Origin of the sequence: Afipia sp. P52-10 (genome assembly GCF_000516555.1) — a bacterium.
Classification (GTDB): Bacteria; Pseudomonadota; Alphaproteobacteria; order Rhizobiales; family Xanthobacteraceae; genus P52-10.
Genome location: NZ_AZSJ01000004.1, coordinates 18,976 through 40,503 on the forward strand (window position 1 = coordinate 18,976; position 21,528 = coordinate 40,503).

Annotated in this window: 21 protein-coding genes; 8 read left to right on the forward strand and 13 right to left on the reverse strand. The window is 59.7% G+C overall.

The features are described 5' to 3' along the window. Positions 1 to 34: 34 nt before the first annotated feature. The 3 genes from X566_RS15090 to X566_RS25160 are packed head-to-tail and all read right to left on the reverse strand — an operon-like array spanning position 35 to position 1,931. Positions 35 to 1,303, reverse strand: coding sequence for a DNA-packaging protein (locus X566_RS15090; protein WP_051444294.1), 1,269 nt, complete (start codon positions 1,301 to 1,303; stop codon positions 35 to 37). Continuing rightward, positions 1,290 to 1,757: a hypothetical protein gene (locus tag X566_RS24745; protein WP_152539925.1), complete on the reverse strand. Its 468-nt coding sequence runs from the start codon at positions 1,755 to 1,757 to the stop codon at positions 1,290 to 1,292. The genes X566_RS15090 and X566_RS24745 overlap by 14 nt, the downstream gene beginning before the upstream one ends. Positions 1,758 to 1,778: 21 nt before the next feature. Further along, complete coding sequence (locus tag X566_RS25160) at positions 1,779 to 1,931, reverse strand: hypothetical protein (protein ID WP_173402590.1); 153 nt, start codon at positions 1,929 to 1,931, stop codon at positions 1,779 to 1,781. Between the two features lie 243 nt (positions 1,932 to 2,174). Here X566_RS25160 and X566_RS15100 point away from each other — a divergent pair, with 243 nt between their 5' ends. Then, complete coding sequence (locus X566_RS15100; protein ID WP_034468962.1) at positions 2,175 to 3,074, forward strand: IS1595 family transposase; 900 nt, start codon at positions 2,175 to 2,177, stop codon at positions 3,072 to 3,074. Positions 3,075 to 4,299: 1,225 nt separating this feature from the next. On the opposite strand, the gene X566_RS15105 is transcribed toward X566_RS15100, so the two are convergent. Further along, positions 4,300 to 5,823, reverse strand: coding sequence for an MDR family MFS transporter (locus tag X566_RS15105; RefSeq protein WP_081740255.1), 1,524 nt, complete (start codon positions 5,821 to 5,823; stop codon positions 4,300 to 4,302). 123 nt (positions 5,824 to 5,946) lie between these two features. Then, entirely contained in the window at positions 5,947 to 6,426 is a 480-nt protein-coding gene (locus X566_RS15110; protein WP_034468967.1) for a YcgN family cysteine cluster protein, read from the reverse strand. Positions 6,427 to 6,754: 328 nt separating this feature from the next. Between X566_RS15110 and X566_RS15115 the strand changes: the two genes are divergently transcribed. The 3 genes from X566_RS15115 to X566_RS15125 are packed head-to-tail and all read left to right on the forward strand — an operon-like array spanning position 6,755 to position 10,173. Continuing rightward, the gene (locus X566_RS15115) at positions 6,755 to 9,013 is read left to right on the forward strand and encodes a transglycosylase domain-containing protein (RefSeq protein ID WP_034468969.1); all 2,259 of its coding nucleotides are present in this window, start codon (positions 6,755 to 6,757) and stop codon (positions 9,011 to 9,013) included. Positions 9,014 to 9,037: 24 nt separating this feature from the next. Beyond that, entirely contained in the window at positions 9,038 to 9,616 is a 579-nt protein-coding gene (locus tag X566_RS15120) for a DUF1214 domain-containing protein (protein ID WP_034468970.1), read from the forward strand. Beyond that, complete coding sequence (locus X566_RS15125; protein ID WP_034468972.1) at positions 9,613 to 10,173, forward strand: DUF1254 domain-containing protein; 561 nt, start codon at positions 9,613 to 9,615, stop codon at positions 10,171 to 10,173. The genes X566_RS15120 and X566_RS15125 overlap by 4 nt, the downstream gene beginning before the upstream one ends. 66 nt (positions 10,174 to 10,239) lie before the next feature. Here X566_RS15125 and X566_RS15130 read toward each other — a convergent pair whose 3' ends face one another. After that, positions 10,240 to 11,013 (reverse strand): hypothetical protein, encoded by a 774-nt coding sequence (locus X566_RS15130; RefSeq protein WP_051444223.1) that lies wholly within the window; start codon positions 11,011 to 11,013, stop codon positions 10,240 to 10,242. Between the two features lie 17 nt (positions 11,014 to 11,030). Then, positions 11,031 to 11,234, reverse strand: coding sequence for a hypothetical protein (locus X566_RS15135; RefSeq protein ID WP_034468974.1), 204 nt, complete (start codon positions 11,232 to 11,234; stop codon positions 11,031 to 11,033). Positions 11,235 to 11,366: 132 nt separating this feature from the next. Between X566_RS15135 and X566_RS15140 the strand changes: the two genes are divergently transcribed. After that, a complete protein-coding gene (locus tag X566_RS15140; RefSeq protein WP_034468977.1) occupies positions 11,367 to 12,302 on the forward strand; it encodes a DUF2336 domain-containing protein in 936 nt (311 codons plus the stop codon). Positions 12,303 to 12,306: 4 nt separating this feature from the next. On the opposite strand, the gene X566_RS15145 is transcribed toward X566_RS15140, so the two are convergent. From X566_RS15145 to X566_RS15155, 3 genes are all read right to left on the reverse strand, one after another. Next, positions 12,307 to 12,651, reverse strand: a complete 345-nt coding sequence (locus X566_RS15145) for a DUF1491 family protein (RefSeq protein WP_034468980.1) — start codon at positions 12,649 to 12,651, stop codon at positions 12,307 to 12,309. A 225-nt stretch (positions 12,652 to 12,876) separates the two neighbouring features. Further along, complete coding sequence (locus tag X566_RS15150; protein WP_034468982.1) at positions 12,877 to 13,560, reverse strand: peptidoglycan-binding domain-containing protein; 684 nt, start codon at positions 13,558 to 13,560, stop codon at positions 12,877 to 12,879. Continuing rightward, entirely contained in the window at positions 13,553 to 15,295 is a 1,743-nt protein-coding gene (locus X566_RS15155; protein ID WP_081740295.1) for an ATP-binding protein, read from the reverse strand. Before X566_RS15155 ends, X566_RS15150 begins: the two co-directional genes overlap by 8 nt. Positions 15,296 to 15,791: 496 nt before the next feature. On the opposite strand from X566_RS15155, the gene X566_RS15160 reads away from it, so the two are divergent. Then, positions 15,792 to 16,202 carry a DUF5330 domain-containing protein gene (locus X566_RS15160; protein WP_034468988.1) on the forward strand — a complete coding sequence of 137 codons (411 nt, stop codon included), beginning with the start codon at positions 15,792 to 15,794 and terminating at the stop codon, positions 16,200 to 16,202. 148 nt (positions 16,203 to 16,350) lie between these two features. Then, positions 16,351 to 16,782, forward strand: a complete 432-nt coding sequence (locus X566_RS15165; RefSeq protein ID WP_034468991.1) for a SufE family protein — start codon at positions 16,351 to 16,353, stop codon at positions 16,780 to 16,782. A 9-nt stretch (positions 16,783 to 16,791) separates the two neighbouring features. Here the strand turns inward: X566_RS15165 and X566_RS15170 are convergent, their stop codons facing one another. From X566_RS15170 to X566_RS15180, 3 genes are all read right to left on the reverse strand, one after another. After that, positions 16,792 to 17,388 carry a DUF6456 domain-containing protein gene (locus X566_RS15170; protein ID WP_034469714.1) on the reverse strand — a complete coding sequence of 199 codons (597 nt, stop codon included), beginning with the start codon at positions 17,386 to 17,388 and terminating at the stop codon, positions 16,792 to 16,794. A gap of 439 nt (positions 17,389 to 17,827) precedes the next feature. After that, positions 17,828 to 18,238: a MucR family transcriptional regulator gene (locus X566_RS15175; RefSeq protein WP_034468993.1), complete on the reverse strand. Its 411-nt coding sequence runs from the start codon at positions 18,236 to 18,238 to the stop codon at positions 17,828 to 17,830. Between the two features lie 127 nt (positions 18,239 to 18,365). Beyond that, on the reverse strand, positions 18,366 to 19,199 hold the full coding sequence (locus tag X566_RS15180; RefSeq protein WP_034468995.1) for a hypothetical protein: 834 nt from the start codon (positions 19,197 to 19,199) through the stop codon (positions 18,366 to 18,368). 666 nt (positions 19,200 to 19,865) lie between these two features. Between X566_RS15180 and X566_RS15185 the strand changes: the two genes are divergently transcribed. Then, positions 19,866 to 21,512, forward strand: a complete 1,647-nt coding sequence (locus X566_RS15185) for a glycosyltransferase family 39 protein (protein ID WP_034468997.1) — start codon at positions 19,866 to 19,868, stop codon at positions 21,510 to 21,512. Positions 21,513 to 21,528 lie beyond the last annotated feature (16 nt).

Below are 21,528 nucleotides of genomic sequence, written 5' to 3' on the forward strand. Positions count from 1 at the left end.
CTGTGAATTGCGAAACCGTGAATTGAATCGATCGTTAGAGCTCGCGCATGCGCGGCCCCTCGCCGCGCCCGAACGACAACGACGATATCGCCCACACCAGCGCATCGAGCCGGTCCGGCGAGTGGCCGGAGGAGAATCCGCTCAGATCGAAGTCGCACATCTCGTCTTCAAGTTCGGGAAAGCTGCCGACATGCCTGACCCGCCCCTGTTCATAGAGCGCGGCGACGGGTTCAGCTCGCAACCACTTGCCGCGGCTCGCCCGGACGGACACCACCGGCACGTTCCTGTCGACCTCCCCCATCACGGTGCGGACCATCTCGCCACCTTGATTGACCTCGACGACCAGCGCGTCGGCCTCAAGCCGCCGCCACAACGCGATCGCCTTCGATGCCCATCCAACCGGCGTCATGCGAGCCACCGTCGCGTCGGCCAACACGTAAACCATTCCATCGTGCCCTATCCCCGCAGCAACGATACCACAGGCATCCGCGCGATCGCCGGACGAGGCCGGCGGATCGACCGCAACCACGATGCGTTTCAGCGTGGGTATCGCATCAGTACGGCAACGCTCGATCGTCGCCCGCGACCAGAGCGCGTCGGGACGCTCGTCGATCAATTCGCCATCGAGCTCTTGTCGGCCCAACCGCGTCCCACCATATCGCGACATCACGTTCCGCAGGAACGCAGGGGCCAGATTGTATGCATTCAGATACGTCGGCGCATGAGTCGTCGCCACCGTGTGATCGTTGATCAGCCTCTTGAGCAGGGGTGTTGGTCGTGGTGTGGTTGTGATCATCTGCCGCGGCCTATCCCCGAGCCGAAGACCGAACTGCAGCGTGTCGAAGGTCGCTTGCGCATATCGCCACTTTGCAATCTCGTCGGCCCAGGCAATCTCGAATTGAGGACCGCGCAAGCTTTCCGGATCATCGGCGGAGAAGGCATATGCAACCGCCCCATTCTTCCACTCGACTCGCTTACGGGATGGAATCCACAATGGCCGGTCGCTGCGGGAATGCACCGACAGCAATCCGGAGGAGCCTTCGATCATAACCTCACGCACATCGTGTTCGGTTTCGCCGACCAATGCGATCTGCGATGCTGGCCTGTCGGCGAAAGGGGAGAGCCCGAGCGCCTGCGCTCTGATCCATTCCGCGCCTGCGCGCGTTTTGCCGGCACCACGCCCTCCGATCAGCAGCCAGGTCGTCCAATCGCTTCCATCGTTTGCTCGTTCCGGCGGCAACTGATGCGGATGTGCAAAGACGTTCCACCAACTGTTGAAAACGTCAACGTCAATCGGTCGCAGTCTCGTCAGGACATACAATCTTTGCTTCGGCGATAAGCCCTTCCAGACGTCGCGCAAGCTCTCGCCGGAGTTGATCGATATCGCGCGGGATTTCGTCGTCATCAGCCGGCTTCTGCTTACCTCGTTCGTTACGCAAGTTTGTAACTTCCCGCAGCGTCCGCGCGAGCGATGCAAGCGTCCGCGCGCGGCGTTCGGCTTCGGCGTGTCGCCCCTCCTCCGCTCCGTTACCATCCAAGATGAGATCGATCCGCGTCAATTCGCGCTCGATCGAACGGCTCACCCGCCCGACAAGTTCGCTGCCGTCACCTGGATACTCATCTGCAGTGGACGTGAGCACAGGTATGTCCTGCGGCTGATCAGACTTGGTATCGGGCTTGGCTCCGGGCCTTGCATTTTTCTTCTTCGGGCGAGATGTCGCGGCGGTCTTTTTCGAATTTGTCTTCTTTACAGCCATCGCGCTCCTCAATCGCCGCAACTATGTGCGGAAGAAAATCAGCCATACGATCGCCATCAGCACGATCACCGCGATCGTGCTGATCACAAGAACATTCCGCACGGAAGGACCAGGCTCAGCCTGGCGGGCCTCACGGGTGGTTTCAACGATCTGCTCTCCACGTTTCTCTACCATTGCAACCTCACCGGCTCATTGGATCGACCTGCCCAGCAAAGCCAATGCGGCGCATCGATCATGGTTCCTGTGAACCAGGTTCCTTCCCGCAGCGCGGTCTCTCGATGCAGTTGTGGAGCATGCCTGGACAGTACCCAGCGAGCGTCACGCTGTCAAGGACTAATTTCTCATAAACGGAAAATATTCGCATTTATATACTTGACTTAGCAGTTCGTTGCGCGATAAAAGGCCAAGGAGATAGTTATGGCCGACATTTACGCACCCGAGTTCACTAACGAAGAAGCCGCGATCGCTCACGTTGAAAAGAGCCGCTGGCCGGATGCCGTTCATTGTCCGCATTGTGGGTCCTTTGCAGTCCGACGCATGGAAGGCCAGACGCAGACCGGAATGTTTCTTTGCAACGATTGCCGCGACAAGTTCACCTGCCGCACCAAGACGGTTATGGAGCGCTCGCATATCCCGGTTCATAAGTGGCTGCTTGCCATCCACCTGCTTGCGTCCAGCAAGAAGGGCATGTCCGCACACCAACTACACCGTATGCTTGGCATCACCTACAAAAGCGCTTGGTTCCTGTCCCATCGCATCCGTGAGGCCATGATTGACGATAAAGGCGGACCGCTTGGCGGTCCCGGCAAGTCCGTTCATGCCGACGAAACCTACATCGGCAATTCATCGAAGCGCGCAAAGGGCTACAAGAAGGGCCATTCAAACAAAGAGCAGATTGTGGCTTTGGTTGACCCCAGAGGCCGCGCTCGCGTCGTTCACGTCAAGTCAGCGACCAAGAAAACCGCCCGCGAAATCCTCGTTAGCAACGTGTCTCGTAAGTCCGAACTGCACACCGACCAAAGCCGCCTCTACACTGAGGTTGGCAAGGAGTTTGCCGCGCACAAGACCGTTGAACATGGCTTCAACGGCTCCGGCTACCACACCACCAACGCTGCCGAGAACTACTTCGGCGTATTCAAGCGCGGAATGGTCGGCACCTATCACAAGTGCGATGCACAACACCTACAGCGCTACGTTACCGAGTTCGAATCTCGCCACAACAACCGCTCTGGCCTTGGCTTTTCCGATAAGATGCGCGCTGATACCCTGCTTAAGGGAATCGAAGGCAAGCGCCTGACCCATCGACGGCCTCACTGAGCTAAAAAACCGAAAGCAGGCGGTTAAGCGCTTTCTGGCTTGGAGGAAACGCAATGAAGCCTGATTACATCTACCATGTAGCAGACCCCGAAGTTATCGGGCAGCAAGACAATATGCTGAATCTTCGCTTTCAAACAGTGGGAGAACAGCAAGGTCAGCATCGGAGAAGCGGAAAACATATCCACCTAGAGCTAACCCCTGCCTTTGCCATGCATCTGCTCGGGCTCTTGAGGCGGCACGTCAGCACTCCAGCTTCCACTTCCTTCTCCGGCAGGACGAATTGACGTGCCGCCGGCAGACGAGCGGCACTAACCATCCTTTTTCTTCTTTGACTTTTTCACAGCCTTCTTCTTCCCTACCTTCATTTCAGATTGAGTCTTTGGCTTTGCGCTCAATAGGTTCTTGAGCGTCTTTTGGAAAATGGGGTCTTTGATAGGGTTTGTTTTCTTAACGGACGGCATATGAAAAAAAATCCATGGGACGGGGCGGAGCACGCCAAAACTTATTACGCTGCGGTAGGCGAACTTTGCAGCATATGGAGTTTCGTTGAGCGACTATACTCGCATTTAGCGTCCGATATGATGTCGCCAAGTCGGAAGTATCACGACATTGTATTCCGACATTTCGGGTTTGTCGCGCTACAGAAATTCCTTGAGGAATACGCCGATGCAACAATCAAGAAAGAAGCCCATCGAAAGCATATTGCTTATATCTCCAAATATGCAGATCGATGTCGGATCAATCGCAACTTGGTGGTTCACGCCGCAATAGATCGGATCGACAAAAAATCAACAGCTACCGCAACGCTTTTTGCCGATCAGAAGCGCCCAAAGAAACGAGAATCTCAAATACGGCTTTCCGATATTCTACGTATTCGGAATCAGTGCGAAACTGTCGCAATGCTCATGTTGAGGGCGCAGGGGCTTTCGCCCCGTTATCAAAACACGATTCGGACCCTTGGAAAGCGGCGTCGAGTGCTGCTTGCAAAACCTGCTCTACCAAGAATCTTGGGGGAGAGTCCCCGAAAATCTCGAAAGCCGAAACCCCCGCCTCGACCATCGCGGGCGTCACGCCGCAAAGCGGCTTTTTCTTAGAATTATAATCGCCCATTAGGCGCTCCTTTCAAGGAGCGCACTCACATACTTTACCGGCCTGTCACGCGACCCTCAGATGGAGTCACGGATATGTTAAGTATAAACGGAAAATATTCCAAACAGTCGAGCGCTCAGGCGGCAGCGTCCGGATTGGAGGCGAGCTCCGGTCCGGCGAGTGGCCGCTCTTCCATTAACGCCATCAGCAGCGTCGCCCCCGACATCATGCATGCAGCAGCACCGAAGATGTAACGGAATGCTGCGACGGCTTCGATGCTCGTCAGATCACGGGTCAGGTCGATATTGTCGCGCCCAGATACACCCGTCCCGAGCGCCGCCATGAGGATCGCGGTAAATCCCGCAACCGCAAACGACGCCATCAGCGCTCGAGTGTAATTCATCGCGCCGGTCGCGGTGCCGATCTGGTTGCGTGCAACCGCATTCTGCAGAGCTGCCACCGTCGTCGAGAACATCGGACCGATCCCGAACGAACCGATCGATAAAATACTCAGAAACATCCAGAGCGGAATATCGCTGACGATCGCGAGTGTGCCAAAGCAGAGCGCCGCGAGCGCGCCGCCGACAATGCTGACCCACAGATAGCGCGGCCAGCGCAACATCACGCGACCGGCAATCCAAGATCCCGGCACCGAAATCGCAACCAGCGGCAGGAGCGCGAGCCCTGCTTCGCTCGGAGACAGCTTGTAGACGATCTCATAATACATCGGCAGGTAGACCGTCAGTCCGGTCAATGTACCGACAGTGAGCCCGCCCGCAAGAATCGCGAACGGCACCACCGTTCCACCCAACAAGCGCAGCGGGATAAAGGGTTCTGCCGCACGGCCGGCATGCCAAACGAATGCGGCGCCGAGCACAATCCCGCCGCCGATCATTGCGAGGATCAAAGCAGACGACCAAGCATAACGAACGCCACCCCATGTCAAGACCAGCAGAATCGTAACCGCTGAAGCCATCAGCAGCACGCCTCCAAACCAATCGACTTTGCGTTTGCGATAGTTGACCGGCAGCCGGCTCATCCGCGGCAACAGCACGGCCAGCGCGACCGCCGTCAAAGGCAGATTGATCCAAAAGATCACCGACCAATGCATGTAATCGGTGATCAGCCCTCCCAGCAGCGGTCCGGAGATTCCGGCCGCGAGCCAGACGCCGCTGAAGTAAGCTTGGTATTTGCCTCGTTCTCTTGGACTGATCGCATCCGCGATGATCGTTTGCGAGACTGGAATGATCCCTCCGCCTCCCAGCCCCTGTAAAAAGCGAGCGAAAACCAACGTCAGCAGGTTCGGTGCGAGCGCACACAAGATCGATCCAGCGACGAAAATACCCAGCGCGACCGTCATCATGACGCGCCGGCCGAAAATATCGCTGAGCGTTCCGAATACCGGCGCGACGGCCGTTCCTGACAACAGGTAAGCCGTTATCACCCACGACAGGTTGTTCATGTCCTGAAATTGTCGGCCGATGGTCGGCAGCGCGATCGCAACAATGGTTTGATCGAGCGCAGCCAGGAACATCGCGACCATCAGGCCGATGAACAAGGTGCGCAGCTCGGCGTGCGTAAGCGGAGCTACGAACGGTGCGTGGCTTTCATCGACATCGGCTTTGTCGAGAGGCTTAGGGCGGCGCGCGAGATTGTCCATCGATATCGTATTCCGGAGCAAACGGGCCGCGAGCTTAGTCGAGGCGAAAGGGATCGCGAGAGATATCCGCGCATGTCAGCTTCCCGATCACGGGTTCAGGAGGCATTTCAAAGATAACTGCTGCTACGGACGCGTCGTCCGCTTTGCCTTCTTCGGAAACAGACCAGGCCACTTGACGATGTGGTCCTCCCAATCGGCCTGGTCGATATCGAGTTCGCTTCCGACAACCCGTCCCCGGACAGAAATGCCAGCTTCGTGGACCGTATCCGCTCGCCCCGAGATCAAAGGATGCCACCAGGCCAGATCCTTGCCCTCGGCCACAAGCCTGTAGGCGCAGCTCGGCGGCAGCCAATTCAGAGTTCGAACGTTGTCGGGCGTGAGTCGAACGCAATCCGGCACTTTGGCGTGCCGGTGGACATAGTCCTTGCAACTACAACTCGCAGTATCCAGCAGCCGGCAGGAGATGTGCGTGAAATAGATCTTGCCGGTATCTTCATCTTCGAGTTTTTCGAGGCAGCAGCGGCCACAGCCATCGCAGAGGCTTTCCCACTCGGCGGCCGTCATTTCCTCTAATGCTTTGGTTTTCCAAAACAAATCCGCCATTCAGCACCTGTATTCCGCCAGCCGGCAGATGCCGCCGCTGCCGCTACTTAGTCGCCCGCCTTAGGGTTCGGCAAGTCGTCCCGAACCGTTCGTCGGAACCCATCGCAAGACTTTGATCGGCCATCGTTATCCTTCCCTGGGAGAAACGGGCCGCTCCCATTGGCCTGTGCGTCCGGGTCAGCTAGAAGCTCAGGACTCCTTTACGGTTGCTCGCAGAATCGGTGCCGTCAAAGCGCCACGTGTTGCGCAAATACATTGCAATCGTAAGAGGCCGTTATTCGCGTTTGTCGTACGTTGAATAGCTCGCGGATCAAGATCAAGGTTTGCAGTGGGCAAGTTCGATTTCGCAGGTCCCAAGCGCTGGCTCCGGCATTTCCTGCTGGACCTCGACGCACGGATCGATTCGACCCTGTTCTCCTCAGGCGCAGGTTTGAGGGAACTCTATGAGCGCTTTTCCGCGTTCATGGACCGCTTTCATGTCGGCGGTTGGAAGCGCTGGGTCTTCATTGAGCCGGCATCCGAGGCCGCGACCCTCGGCCTGCTCGGGCTGGTGGCCCTGCTCGCCCTAGCAATTCCAGCCTTTCACGAAACCTCCGATGAAGACTGGTTGAAGAAGTCGGAACTGGCCGTCCAGTTCCTCGACCGCTACGGCAATCCGATCGGCAGCCGCGGCATCAAACACAACGATTCCATTCCGCTCGAAGAATTTCCCGACCATCTGATCAAGGCGACGCTCGCAACCGAAGACCGCCGCTTCTATGACCACTTCGGTATCGACATTGGCGGCACCTTTCGCGCCCTGTTGACCAACGCGCGCGCTGGCGGCGTGGTACAGGGTGGTTCGTCGATCAGCCAGCAGCTCGCCAAGAACCTGTTCCTATCCAATGAACGGACGATCGAGCGCAAGATCAAGGAGGCGTTTCTGGCCGCCTGGCTGGAATCACGCCTGACGAAGAACGAAATCCTGAAACTCTACCTCGACCGCGCCTATATGGGCGGCGGAACATTCGGCGTGGACGGAGCCGCGCATTTCTATTTCAACAAGTCTGCCCGAGATGTGACCCTGGCAGAGGCAGCAATGCTCGCCGGCCTGTTCAAGGCGCCGACGCGATACGCCCCGCACATCAACCTGCCTGCCGCTCGCGCCCGCGCCAATATCGTACTCGACAACCTCGTCGAGGCCGGATTCATGTCGGAAGGCCAAGTCTTTGGTGCCCGCCGCAACCCGGCAACCGCAGTCGATCGCCGCGACGAGAATTCGCCGAACTACTATCTCGACTGGGCATTCGACGAGATGCGCAAACTCGTCAATACGCTGCCGAAGTCCTACACGGAACGTGTTTTCGTCGTTCGGACCTCGATCGACATGAACGTCCAGCGGGCCGCCGAAGCTGCCGTCGAGAACAATCTCCGTCAGTTTGGCCGCGACTACCATGCGACCCAGGCAGCCGCGGTGGTGGCCGATCTCGACGGCGGCATCCGCGCGATGGTCGGCGGTCGCGACTATGGCACGAGCCAGTTCAACCGCGCGGTTGACGCAATGCGTCAACCGGGATCATCTTTCAAACCCTACGTTTATGCGACCGCGCTCATGAACGGCTTCAAGCCGACATCCATCGTGGTGGATGGGCCGGTCTGCATTGGCAACTGGTGTCCGCAGAACTATGGCCGGTCTTATTCCGGTTCGATAACCCTTACTCAGGCCATCACCCGTTCCATCAACGTCATCCCGGTCAAGCTTTCGATCACCATGGGCGGCAAGGATGGCCCTCGCGCCGGCCGCGCCAAGATCATCGAAACCGCGCGGAAAATGGGTATCACTGCGCCGCTGATCGATACGCCTTCGCTGCCAATCGGATCGACCGAGGTCAACGTGCTGGAGCACACCGTTGCCTACGCGACCTTCCCCAATCGCGGACGGGCACCAACGCCCCATGCGGTCCTGGAGGTCCGAACACCAAACGGCGATCTGGTCTGGCGCTTCGATCGTGACGGCAAGAAGCCGACCCAGGCGCTTCCACCCCAGGTTGCCGCCGACATGGCGGAAATGATGAGCCATGTCGTTTACGAAGGCACGGCGCGGCGAGCGCAGATCGATGGCATTCCGGCCGCTGGCAAGACCGGCACGACGAACGCATTTCGCGACGCTTGGTTCGTCGGTTATACGGGCAACTTCACCTGCGGCGTCTGGTTCGGCAACGACGACTACTCGCCCACAAACCGGATGACCGGCGGCTCCCTCCCCGCCATGACCTGGCGCTCGATCATGGTCGCGGCCCATCAGGGCGTGGAGATCAAAGATATTCCCGGCGTTACCTCGGTCAAGCGCGCGCAAGGCACCTTTGTTGCTTCGAACTCGGATGCGGGCGCCGGAGAAGCTGGCGCGGGACCGCCTCCGGTCTTGACGCGACGGGGCGCCGATATTCTCGTGCGCGTGGAAAAGCTGCTGGATGAGGCCGCGAAGACCGCGCCGGACACCCCGCCCGCTCCACAGAAGACGACTTCGACACATGTCCCCGCCAGTCTGACCGACAGCTTTGCCTCGGCAACGAGAGAAGGCGACGCATCGATTGCGCGCGGCAGATAATCTTGCGCTGATGACGGATTTCCTGTGCGGCTGATTTTTATCTCGTTGATTGCTTTAATCGTAGCAACCGCGGTTGGACTCGGGGCGACGTGGATGACCTCGACGCGCGGGATCAGCTTCGGCGCGATCACCATCGGTGCATGGACCGCATGGCCCCGAACCGGAACCGCCGATATCGACCCGTATGCACGAGCCGCCATCGCCCGCAGCGGCGAATTGCCGATCGGCAGCGGCGATGGAGTCGCCTTCATTGCCCGGACCGACGACAATGGCCGCCAACTTGACGGCCGCTGCGATATCACCGTCAGCGGCATCACGCCGGCTGCCCGTTTCTGGACGCTCACTCTGTACGATGCCCGCGGAAATCTCGTCAGCAATTCGCTCCAGCGATATGGCTTCACCAGCCAGGAAATCGTCCGCACAGCGGATGGCAGTTTCGACATTCGGATCGCACCACGCTCCCGATCCGGAAACTGGCTCCCGACCGGCGGACTGGATCGCTATCTGCTGGTCGTCCGGCTTTATGACACTCCCGTCGGCGTCGCTACGCGCTCTCAGCGCGACGCACCGATGCCGGCGATTACCACGGTGGCCTGCCCATGATCCGTTGGCTATTCGCCATTCTTGCGGGCCTGGTGCTCGGCGGCATCGTCCATCTGGTCAGCGTGCTTGCGTTGCCACGCGTCGCGACGAAGGACGCATATTCTCGTCTTGCAGCGATAACTCCGGTCAATGCCGTATCGCAGCTTCCGCTCGCCGAGCCCCGCAACGCGTTGCTTCCGTTCCAGGATCCCGCGTTCGCAACCGCCGTCTGCCGCTACGATCTGACGTCAGGCTCGCTGAAATTTTCCGTGCCGGTCAGCCAAGCCTACACGTCGGTCTCGTTCTATACGCGAAATGACGTCGCCTATTACGCGATCAACGATCGCTCCGCCGGACGACGCGTCATCGAACTTGATCTGATGACCCCCGAACAGCGTGCCGAACTACCGGAGGAGGAGGACGTGACTGCGGCCGACCGCCTTATCATTGAATCGCCGACGCTGACCGGCCTCATCATCATCAAGGCGCTGGCGGCGGAGCCCGATCTGATGGCGCAGGCACGCGCCTCTCTGCTTGCAGCCACATGCCGGCTGCAGAACGATCCGGCCGCGCGCTAACCTCACGCGTACGTAAGACAGCTAGAGAGCGAGAGCGGCTCATTCCATTCTCGTCGCGCTTCAACATCAGCCCTTGCTAACGATCACCTGTCCTTCGGACGATGATCCGGCCCGCCCATAACCTCCGCCCATTCGCCCAGACAATTGGGCAATCAGACGGTCTGCCTCGGCAGCCTGCCCGTCCGGCGCATGAATGATCAGCCGCTCGAGCGCCCAGCGGTACGAAGCTACTCGCCGATGCAGGCATTGCCGCACCCATTCGACGACCAGCGCATTCTCCTTCATGCGTGCGATCGCATCGTCGTGCTCGCGCGGCGAAAGCTGCGAGACGAAGTTCAGGCTCTGCCGGCGTTTGCCGTCGAGATCAGCTACAGTCGCGGCGGTAGCAAAGAACGGATCCAGCCGCGTCAGGTCGTTGCGAACGTCTTCGATCAATTGGCCGTAGCGGGACGCGTGCGATCGATGCGGCTCGTCGAGCAGCTTGCGTCCATACAAAGTATGATCGAACAGCACCTGCTGGCGCCAAGGTGACGGCAACGGCTTGTAGTCGCCGAAGACAGTTTTCCAAGCAGGTCTTGAAAGCGGCGGCTCGATGAACGGATAGGCGAGATCGCGGAGTTGCCTTTCGTTATCGGTCAACTGGAAGTCCGACGCACGCGCGCCGATGCTGGCCGTCGCTTCAGCCCCGATCCAGCGATGCATATCGTCATTGAGCGCAGAACCTCGCGTACGACCGAGGTCACCGCCCGCGCAGCCCCCCAGCATCCCCGATAGAAGGGGAACTGCAATGCACGCGGCCAACAACTGTCGATGGGCCGTTTCCCCAGGACCGTCGCGCATCCTGCAACGCCGATGGCTTAGGAACGCGCGCGCCGTTTGCGACGGCGTCCAGAAGACGCCCCCCGCTCACTGCCATCACCATCAAAGGCTTTCTCATCGTGGCGCTCGATCCGGATCACCGGAAGAATCAATACGGTGCCCATCTGCTCGCGACTTGACAGCTCTGCCACATGCAACCGCCGCTGTGTGGCCCCCGCCGGAAACTCAACGACCATGCCCATTGCTCTCTCCTCGCTCCATCTTCCGCCCTTCGGAGCGTCGCGGATCGCATTAAGACCTCGGCAAGGTTAACGCGCTCTTAAGGGGACCGAGATAGGTTTAGCTTGTTGTCTCCCTGTTGCGTCAGATCATCCATGGCTAAGCTGCCTCCGTCTCCGAGCCTCGACGGCTTGATGCACCTTGCCCAGCGCGAGGGCATCGATATTCGGCCGACCCTTTTGCGCGTGTTGACCGATCTCTACGTACAAACCCCGAGTCACTCGGTGGAGGAGGAGCGGCATTATGTCGAACTCGCCTCTCGCCTGATCGACGAAGTCGATGACGCGACGCTCGCAGTCGTCCGCAACCGGTTGGCCGTGTATCGGGACACGCCGAGCGAAATTCGTGCGAAGCTCGGTCTCGCCGGGTTTGCTCCCCCTGAGACGTTCGCCGAGGCACCTGCAGAAGCGCCGGAAACCAGCCGGAGCATCACCCCGCCTCCGTCAGCGCTGTCCATGCAGCCAACCGATGCTGCTTCGATCGATGCGATGTTTATGCAGGCAACCGCCTCGGAGCGGGTTCAGATTCTTCGCAGCCTCGAGACATCTCCGCTGAAGCCTGCCGCAAGCATCGAGCCCTATCGTGCCGGCCGCGCGATTGCCGTGCTCGAGCGCATGGCCTTCGCGCGCGACGAAGCCGCCTTCTCAGCCGAGCTCGCGGACGCCCTGCACCTGCCCGCCGTCGTCGCCAAACGCATTGTCGCGGATTCCAGCGGCGAGCTGTTGGTCTGCGCGGCCAAGGCGCTCGCCATGCCCGGAGACATCTTCGAACGGATCGTCATGTTTCTGAAGCCCGAATGGGGAGTATCGGTCATCAGCGTCTTCCGTCTTGCGCGGCTGTATGAGTCGCTTGGCCCGCGCGTAGCCCTGATCATGCTGGCGGTCTGGCGCAGAGCCAGCATCGCGCAGGCAAGGGCAAAGTACAGCCCGCATCTGTATGATGACGAGCGCCGTCGCACGCGCACTGGATCGACCAGCCAAGCGACGGGCACCGTCAACACGCCGTCGGCACGCACCGCCGGACAGGCATAAGCAACTATTGCTTGGCCAGATCCAGCAGATGCCGCCCGGCCCGATCCTCGATCTCAACGATCCAGACGTCCGGATCGAAGCGGACTTCCTTCGCAAGCCGCTCCTCGACAACCTGCTCGGCCACTGGCCCAGATGTCGATTGTGAGAATATCCGCTCTGCTGGACGGCTTTCATCGTAGGCCGACTGTGGAGCGGGAGTGAACAGCAGCGCGTTGCCGTCCAGCAACGCCAGCTTCACAAAGATCGCGCCAGCCTCATCCGACCCGCGCCGCCGCACGGCGCCGAAGATGTTCTGCGTTTGGCAGCGACGTAAGTAAGCCGCAACCCAGATATCGGACTTGATTCTCATACGCCGACACTAGAGCATGTTCGGGCGAAGTGGATATAGGTCCTAAAAGCCGAGTTCGCACAGCGCGATAGTGCCGAAGGGAAACCGCAAACATCAACTCGACGCAACGCCAAGCATGACGGACTTTGCGATAAGCGAGGCCATTGCGAGCGATGGCAGGGAAACTTACGCCGGCGTATGAGATCAGATATCCTATCACGAAATCTCGCTAAGCCGCTGTCTTCGCTAGTCGAAATTTCGGCCCGTGGCAGCACTCAATTCACGCACCACACGTTCCGACAGCTGTCCCGTGACAGGCAACTTCCGCTCACGCTCGAACTTCTGGATCGCCGCCTGAGTATCTGCGCCCACAGTTCCCGTCGCCTTGAGCTGACCATAGCCGTAGTCGGTCAGCGCCCGTTGGACCGCCGCAACGCGCTGTGACGAAACGATCAGATTGGCCAGCGGATCGCGGCTCGGCGCGGCGGCCGGAACCGGCGCCGGCGGACGCACGACGTTCGACGTCTGGATAGCCGATGTGCTCGTGGCCCGCACCAGGTTGCCGATCGGATCACTGGAGCCAGCCTCCACCGGACGCGGACGCGGCATCGGGCTCGCAGGAGCGGCCGCTGGTACTGGCATTGGCGTGGCAGGGACCAAGGCTGCAGCTTGATGCTCCGCAGGGGGCGCGGATGCGGCAGGCTTCGGCAACGTCACCGCAGTTCCAAACAGTGGCGAGGGATGACGGCCGGCCTGCAGAAACAAGGCATTGACGGCAATGGCCAGGACAGCCGTCGCTGCAAGCGCGCCAGCCAGCGTATCCTTCGGCGAGCGAACCAGCATCTGCATGATCACACCCCGTTCCTTCTGCCTTGCCGCCTTCGCCTTACGTCGCCTGGGCTTATCGTTGAGGGCGACGGACTTAGGCACTTCTCTTGATCCTCTGCTCGGATTGCTCTTTCGATTTCGGCATCAATGTCGTCACGACCGGCGATGGCTTTGGAACCACCTTGTCCAGATCGAGCGGCAACTTGACCGAGATTGTCGTTCCGACGTCGACCTTGCTTTGAACGTTCATCTCACCGTGATGCATGGCAACCAGCGCCTTGACGATGGAAAGCCCGAGGCCCGTCCCTTCGTGGCGACGGCGGTAGGTCTTCTCCGCCTGAAAGAAAGGATCGCCAAGCCGCTTCATATCGTCCGGCGCAATTCCGACGCCTGTGTCCTCGACACGAAGCGCGAGATTGGCTCCTTCGACCGATGCAGAGACCGTCACCGAGCCGCCCCGCTCCGTGAACTTGATCGCATTCGAGAGCAGATTCAGCAAGATCTGTTTGAAGGCCCGGCGATCGCCCACCATGTCCGGTAGATTCTCGGGAACATTGACGACGAGATCAAGCCCTCCCTCGCGCGCTTTCAATGCCATCAGGTTCGAACAGCTCACGATCGCTTCTCGCGGAACGAAAGGCTCAGCCGATATCTCGAAGCCTCCGCTTTCGATCTTCGACATGTCGAGAATGCCGTTGACGACGGACAGCAGATGTTGACCGGAATCGTTGATGAGTTGGGCATACTCACGGCGCCGCTCGGCGTCCAGATTGAGTTCCGCCTCACGCACCATCATTTCTGAAAACCCGATGATCGCGTTCAAAGGCGTCCGCAGTTCGTGGCTCATGGTCGACAAGAACTGACTCTTCGCCGCATGCGCCCGTTCAGCCTCGCGCCGTGCATCCTCCAGCGCCTGCTCCTGGGCCTTGCGCTCGGTGATGTCGCGCAACACAGCCACGACCTCCGCATCCGGCCCTGAGATATCGGCATTCCGCTCCAGTGGCCGGCATCGCATTTCGACCCAGATGAAGCTCGGTCCTACCTGCTCGTCGGCACCGCAACGAACTCTGAACTCCACGTCGCGATCCCCCGCTCCGCGCGCCACCTCGGCAATCGCGGTCAGGTAAGCCGGGCGATCCGCCACATGGACGCGATCGAACAAGCCGTGCCCGGCGAGCTGGCCGAGCTGAGTGCCGAACAATGCCTGCGCTGCCGGCGAGATAAACTCAATCGCGCCATTGCGGCGATGGAGCGAGATGACATCGCTCATGTTCCGTGCGAGCAGTGAGTAGCGGCGTTCTTCAGCACTAAGCAGACCGCGGCTCGTACTTCCCAGCATTTCGGTCATGAACGCAAGCGTCGCGCAGCACAGCACCACCGATGCAATGCCGATCGCCTCGAACACGGAGTTGAGCTGCTGCGGAATCTTCGAAGCAGGCAGAAAATCCCCCGTGCTTGCGCCGATCAGAAGCAAAACGCACATGAGTGACAGCGCCGTCGCGCCTGCGACAATCCGGCGCGATCCTGAAAGAGCAGCTTCGATCGGAATTGCCACCAGCCACACGGCTGCAAAGGATGCGATCCCGCCTGTGTTGATCGCAACCAGCATCACCACCCCGGCGAGCAGAACGGAAGACAGGCAATGCGCGTCTTCATAACGTCCGGTGCGCGAGAGATAGTACGCAAGCAGAATAGGTACAGTGAGCCAGGCGAAGCAGGCCACCTCGAGTAGACCAGGCGCGCCGCGCACGGCCAGGTAGATCGGGAAGCTCGCCAACAGCACAAAACCGCCGAGCAGGCGCGTGCCGATAAATACGCGATGCCGCTCGGCCATCATCGCGTCGTACCGCGCCGACGGATGCAACAGTGCATCGAGAAAGCGGCGTATGCTCAGAATAGCAGTCAATCGATCCTTGCGTCCGGAAACATCGGATTGTTCCGACCGGAACGCCTCCTTATTGGTCTTGGCAGATCGTCTCAGAGTGAACTTAAACGAACGCTAAGACCGGCCGTCGCGATCCCTTCAATGGGTTCGACTGGCGTCAAATACCGCAACTACAGGGCTGATTTGGTGCACATGGTGAACGCAATGTTTCCAGCACGAGCGGCTGTATGGTTTCGAAATCGTAGACAGAAAGGAGCGCGAGGTCGGGAAGTCGTGATTTTGGAAGTGGAAGGCCGTCAATCGAAAATTTACGTCGAACAAAACGATTCGAATTTTACGCGAATTGCGCCCGCCGGAAAAACTTCGACTTCATGCGCAGCTGCTAATCGTCACCGTAGATTGCGAGAACAATCGCAACGGGGATGTGTCGAACTGACGGGAGAACACAATGTTCTTTCTTATGCGCATGGCGTTCTGGCTCGGGCTGGTGCTCGTGCTGTTGCCAACCGACAAAGCACCAGATCAGGACAAGCTGCCTCAGATCGGCGCGATGGAAGCCGTTACTGCGGCCGGTGCTGCTGTGTCCGATATGAGCCAATTCTGCACGCGCCAACCCACGGCCTGCGAAATCGGCAGCCAGGCCGCCACCGTGATCGGACACCGCGCCCAGGCCGGCGCCCGCAAGGTTTACCAAATGATTACCGAGAAAAAGCCGGATCATACCGGCTCGATCGGCAGTGACCGCGAGGCCCATGCGCGAGACGGCGCACCGCCCGATACCCTGACCCAGGACGACTTGAAGGCCGAATGGCGCGGACCGATGCCGCCCAAGGCACCTTTGGTCATCCGAGCCGGCTAGCGGTTCCGATATCGTCCCGTCCTCTGCAAATCATTGATTATTTTCGGGAAACGCCGACGGCTCGCTTTCGGCAGCGAAAAATCTCATATATGCCTGAGACAGCCCGGCGCGGCTACAATCCAGCACCCGCAGACACCCTGATTACGGCATGACGACGATCAACGATATCAAGGATAATTTCGAACTGCTTGATGAGTGGGACGACCGCTATCGCTACGTCATCGAACTTGGCCGGACGCTGAAGCCGATGGCAGATGCAGACCACTCGCCACAGAACAAGGTCCAAGGCTGCGCCAGCCAGGTCTGGCTGGCGACAACCGTGCAGCGCAACGACGCCGGCGAGCCGGTACTGAGCTTCACCGGTGATAGTGATGCCCACATCGTCCGCGGACTGATCGCAATCCTGTTTGCGCTGTTCTCCGAACAGCCCGCAAAGCGAATTCTGGATACCGATGCGCTCAAGGTGTTTGACGAGCTTGGGTTCCGCGAACACCTGTCGCCTCAGCGCTCGAACGGGTTGCGCTCAATGGTCGAGCGCGTCCGGGCCGATGCCCGCGGCGCGCTGGCCATGGCGTCCTGACCCGGCGGGCTAACTGCTCTCCACTACCCCGAAGGAAACGCCCTCTGCCAGCCAGGTCCGCACATGGGCTGCACGAGGGCCGCGCGTTTCCTTTGCCAGGCCATAATGCCGGGCGAGCCGATCAAGCGCCAATTGCAGCACCACCTTTGCCGATCGCGCCGGCCAGCCGCGCTCGCGTTCGACATCTTCGAGCCCTCGCAGGAAACAACAAACGTCGAGCAGCACGCCTGAAAATTCCGGGCCGACGCCATCCATTGCCATCCGAACACGCTGCCGCGAAGCAACGATCATATCGGTCATCTCGCCGGTACCACCGGCAGCCTTGTCACTCCGCGCCGTGGGGGCCGACCAGCTCGACGTGACACGCGGCGCGAGTTGCCCGCGCGTGAAATCGGCCCGCAACCGCTCACCTGCGGCAAACTGCACGCCATCGATCAACGTCCGTCCATCACGTCCTTTGCGCCGCGCGAGCCACGCCAGCGGACTCTCATTGTCATTGACCGTGACACGGACCAGCTCATCCTTGAGCATCACGTCGCGCTCGGCGAGCTGCATATGTTGCGCACGAAACGCACCAACCTCAGAGTCAACCTGACGCAGACGCATCCGGCTCGCATGACCAAGATCGGTCAGCGCAAATGTTGCGTTGTCCGTTTGCACGACGAGTCCTGCCCGCTGGCATAGTGCCAGGATATCCGCCGCGATGGACTTCGGCTGGCCACCTTGCGCGAGGCTTTCCAGTAGCCGCGCGATGTCTTTGTTTTGATCGAAACGCTTCTTGGTCTGCTGCATTGACAACCTCCGACATAGACAATATTCCTATGTCCAAGGAGGATAGTCAAGAATTAATTCCCATATAAGGATCGGAACTGCCTGCTGGAGAAAACCGCCGCCGATTCAGGCGGGTCATGCCGCGGAACTGGCCTCAACATTCATTGTCCACCGCATGGCTCATGCAAAGTGAGCACGAAGAACTTTCGCTCACTAAGGCGTTGGGATTTGGCACGCGCTTGCCGCCAAAGAACGGCACCGCAAATTCGCTTTTCTAGCGCTTGCCGGAACGCTGCTGCCCCAGGCCCATCTTCTTTGCAAGCTGCGATCGGGTCACCGCATAGTTCGGGGCGACCATCGGATAATCGGGCGGCAAGCCCCATTTGTCGCGGTATTGCTCCGGCGTCATGTTGTACTGGGTGCGCAAGTGCCGCTTCAGCGACTTGAATTTCTTCCCGTCTTCAAGGCAGACGATATATTCCGCTGTCAGCGACTTCTTGATCGGTACAGCCGGCTTGGCCGGAGCGGTTGTCGCCGGCAGCTGTCCCTCTGATACACGAACCAGCGCTGCATGCACTTGACCGATCAGGGTCGGCAATTCAGACGCGGGAGTCGTATTGTTGCCGACGTAAGCAGAGACGATTTCGGCAGTGAGATCGATGAATCCCTTGCTTTGATTGGTCATGTCTCGCAACTCCAAGCCAACTCCGGATGTGACAGGCCCAGCCGCCCGACTCGGAACCGGGTTTACTCGGATATACCAACCAACACGCCGAGGCCAAAGACTTCGGCAACGTCCCGCAGACCGCTCCCTATTGACGCTGATCCAGATAGGCTCTCAAAGCGTCCAGCGACGCAAACCGCACGACACCCTCGCCCGCCATCTGCGCTTCGATCGAGCCATCGGAGTAGAGGGTATAGGCCATCCCATCGACGACGCCGGATTTGAGCACCGTGACGTTGGTGGCCTGGTCGAGCGCAGTTCGATCTGGACGGGATGCGGACGGTCCCGCCGCGACCTCGGCAGGCGCCGTCGGCCTCGCAGCCGTGCCACGCTCCGCTGCCGACGACCGCGATGGACTCGGCCAAGCGCTATCGAAAGAAGTCCGTGGCTCGGACTCAAGCGCGCTCGTTGCGAGCGGCGTATCCGGCTTCTCTCGTCGTCTGGTCGAAAACAGAAGATTGCGCCGTCCGGGCCGATCGGAGGCCGCCGGTGATGGCGCGACCGGCTCGGCTGGATTGGAAACGTGAGCCGTTTCCTGAGGCAGATCTCGGCTTCGAGCAGCCATTTCATCCGTCCATGACGGAGCACCCGCCTCCTGAGAGGCGGCCGGAGAAGCGGTCGCCGATGGGAACGTCGGCTCGGCTACGGGTGGAGCAAACGAGCCGGCTTCGGCATCCGGTCGCGCTGAGGGCCGGATGGAAAGCAGATCCGAAGGAGCTTCACGCTCTAGAAGCTTGGCGATCCGGGCAAGCTCCCGGCCGACGAACCACATTCCGATCAGGATCAGCCCAGTACAGAGAATGACGACGCCGGCGATCAGCAAGGCATTGCCGAAACTGGAGTCGCTGATGGGGATGCCGAAGCCGATGGCCAGCAAACCCAGCACGCTTACGCCAACACCCGCGGCGAGCAGCACGATCATTTCAAACCCCACGCCGCATCAGGCGGCAGCGTCATTCCTTCAAGACCGACCGAGCCGGAACGGTCCACCCAAGGCCACATTACCGTCATACTTGGCCTACTGCAAAACCGGATTCCCTGAAGCCGATCGGTGATCCGGAGCGTGGTTAGCCGGTAGGCTTAACCCGGCATCGGCTATATCGACATCGTCGGCGGTAACACCAAGCTGCCTTGTCCCTGAGTTGTTCCGCAACCGCCACACCCGCGCAGCAGCAATCGTATCGCGCGCATTCAACCTCCTACGTGCGCGCAACCAAGGTCCGCCCGCAGCGGCCCCTCTCCAGCAAGGATCGCCGCATCGCAAAGCCGCCGATCAGACCTCCTCCAGGAACGCCGGTATCACTATTCGGAACACGCCTCGTTCGTCGCGCTGCCGGCCGCTCTCGTCAGGCGGCGAATGACGAAATGACGACCGCCGCGACGCACGATTCCTGAACGGACAGTCATCTTCAGTCTTGAAAGCCTCTATTATTCTTTACTTTAAGAGCATTTATTGCATTGCATTAGGAAAATAACGCCATAATTGGCTCTTACGATCATCTGCTACCGCGATATAATCAGCGTCGGGGAGAGAAGACCTGCGCAGCGATGTAAGCGGGTCCTGAGGGGACTGCCGGTCTAGCAACAGATGTCCAGTATCACTTCGACCATCGATATGCCTTTGCGGCGATCGATAGAGCAAACGTGCGACGATCTCGCGCTCCTGATGCTGGCCGCGATCGCGATCATCGCGTCCTTGACGTTCAAGGACTATGGCCTGGGCTGGGACGACTACACCCACGCCGAGTATGCCGAACTGCTGCTCAACCTCTACAAGTCCGGCTTCACCGACAAGAGCGCCCTCTCCTTCGTCAATCTCTACATGTATGGCGGTGGCTTCGATATGGCCGCCGCCTTGCTGCATAAGGTGCTCCCGCTCGAGCTTTTCGAAACACGTCGTTTGCTCGGTGCCCTTGTCGGCGTTATCGGCATTGCCGTGACCTGGCGCCTCGGCCGACGTGTGGGTGGCCCGATCGCCGGCCTCGCCGCGCTGATGCTGGTGGCGCTCTGCCCGGCATTCTACGGCCACATCTTCATGAACCCGAAGGACATCCCGTTCGCAATTGCGATGGTGGTCCTGATGCTCGGGCTGGTCCGGCTGGTCGAAGAATATCCGGCGCCGACGCCTCACACCGTGCTGATCGTCGGAACCGGCGTGGGCTTGGCTCTCGGCTGCCGGATCCTCGGCGGTTTCGCGCTCGTTTACGCTCTGATCGGCTTCGTACCGCTTCTGATCGAAGACGTTCGCGCACAGGGAATGCGCGAAGCGGTCCGGCGTGCGGTGCGGACGGTCTATATCCTGATCCCCGGCCTGATCTTCGGTTATCTGGTGATGGGATTGATCTGGCCGTGGTCGATTGTCGAACTCGACAATCCATTGAGGGCAATGACCTACTTCTCGGCTTTCTTCGAAAAGCCATGGAAAGAGCTCTTCAACGGGGCGCTCGTCTCCGTGCCTGACATGCCCTGGTCCTATCTGCCGACGCTCTTCGCGCTGAAGCTGCCGGAGGTGATGATGGTTCCACTGGCCATCGGCTTGATCGTCGCCGTGACTGCACAGGCTCGCCGTGATGTTCCCGCAAGGCGCAAGATGATCCTGATGATGATTGCGCTTGCAGCAACGCTGCCGTTGATGGTGGCCATGGTAAAGCGACCTGCTCTTTATAATGGCATCCGGCACTTCCTGTTCGTGATCCCGCCGATGGCGGTCATGGCCGGCGTCGGCGTCGCTTGGATTGTCGATCAGGTTAAAAAGCAGGGACCGCTGGCGCTCAGTGCCGTTGGCTTCGTATTCGCGGTCGCGCTCCTGCTGCCGCTGACCGAAATGGTCCGTCTGCACCCGTACCAATATACGTATTTCAATCACGTCGCCGGCACGGTCCGTGCTGCGGACTCGCTTTATATGCTCGACTACTGGGGTCTCGCCCTGAAGCAGGCATCCGAAGAGTTGCGCGAGCAGCTGGAAGAGCGACAGGAGGTCCCGCCCGCAAACCGGAAGTGGAAGGTCGCCGTGTGCGGACCGCAAAGACCAGCGCAGGTCGCCCTCGGACCGGAATTCAGCATCGGTTGGGATAGTCAGAGCGCGGATTTCGCCATGACGTTGGGCGAGTTCTACTGCAAGGGCCTCAATGCTCCGGTGCTGGTCGAGATCAAGCGCGATGACGTCGTCTTCGCGCGCGTCTACGATATTCGCGGCAGCAGCATTTCAAGCCTGTTGACGATCCCGGCGCCGTAACGACGATCGATCCCGC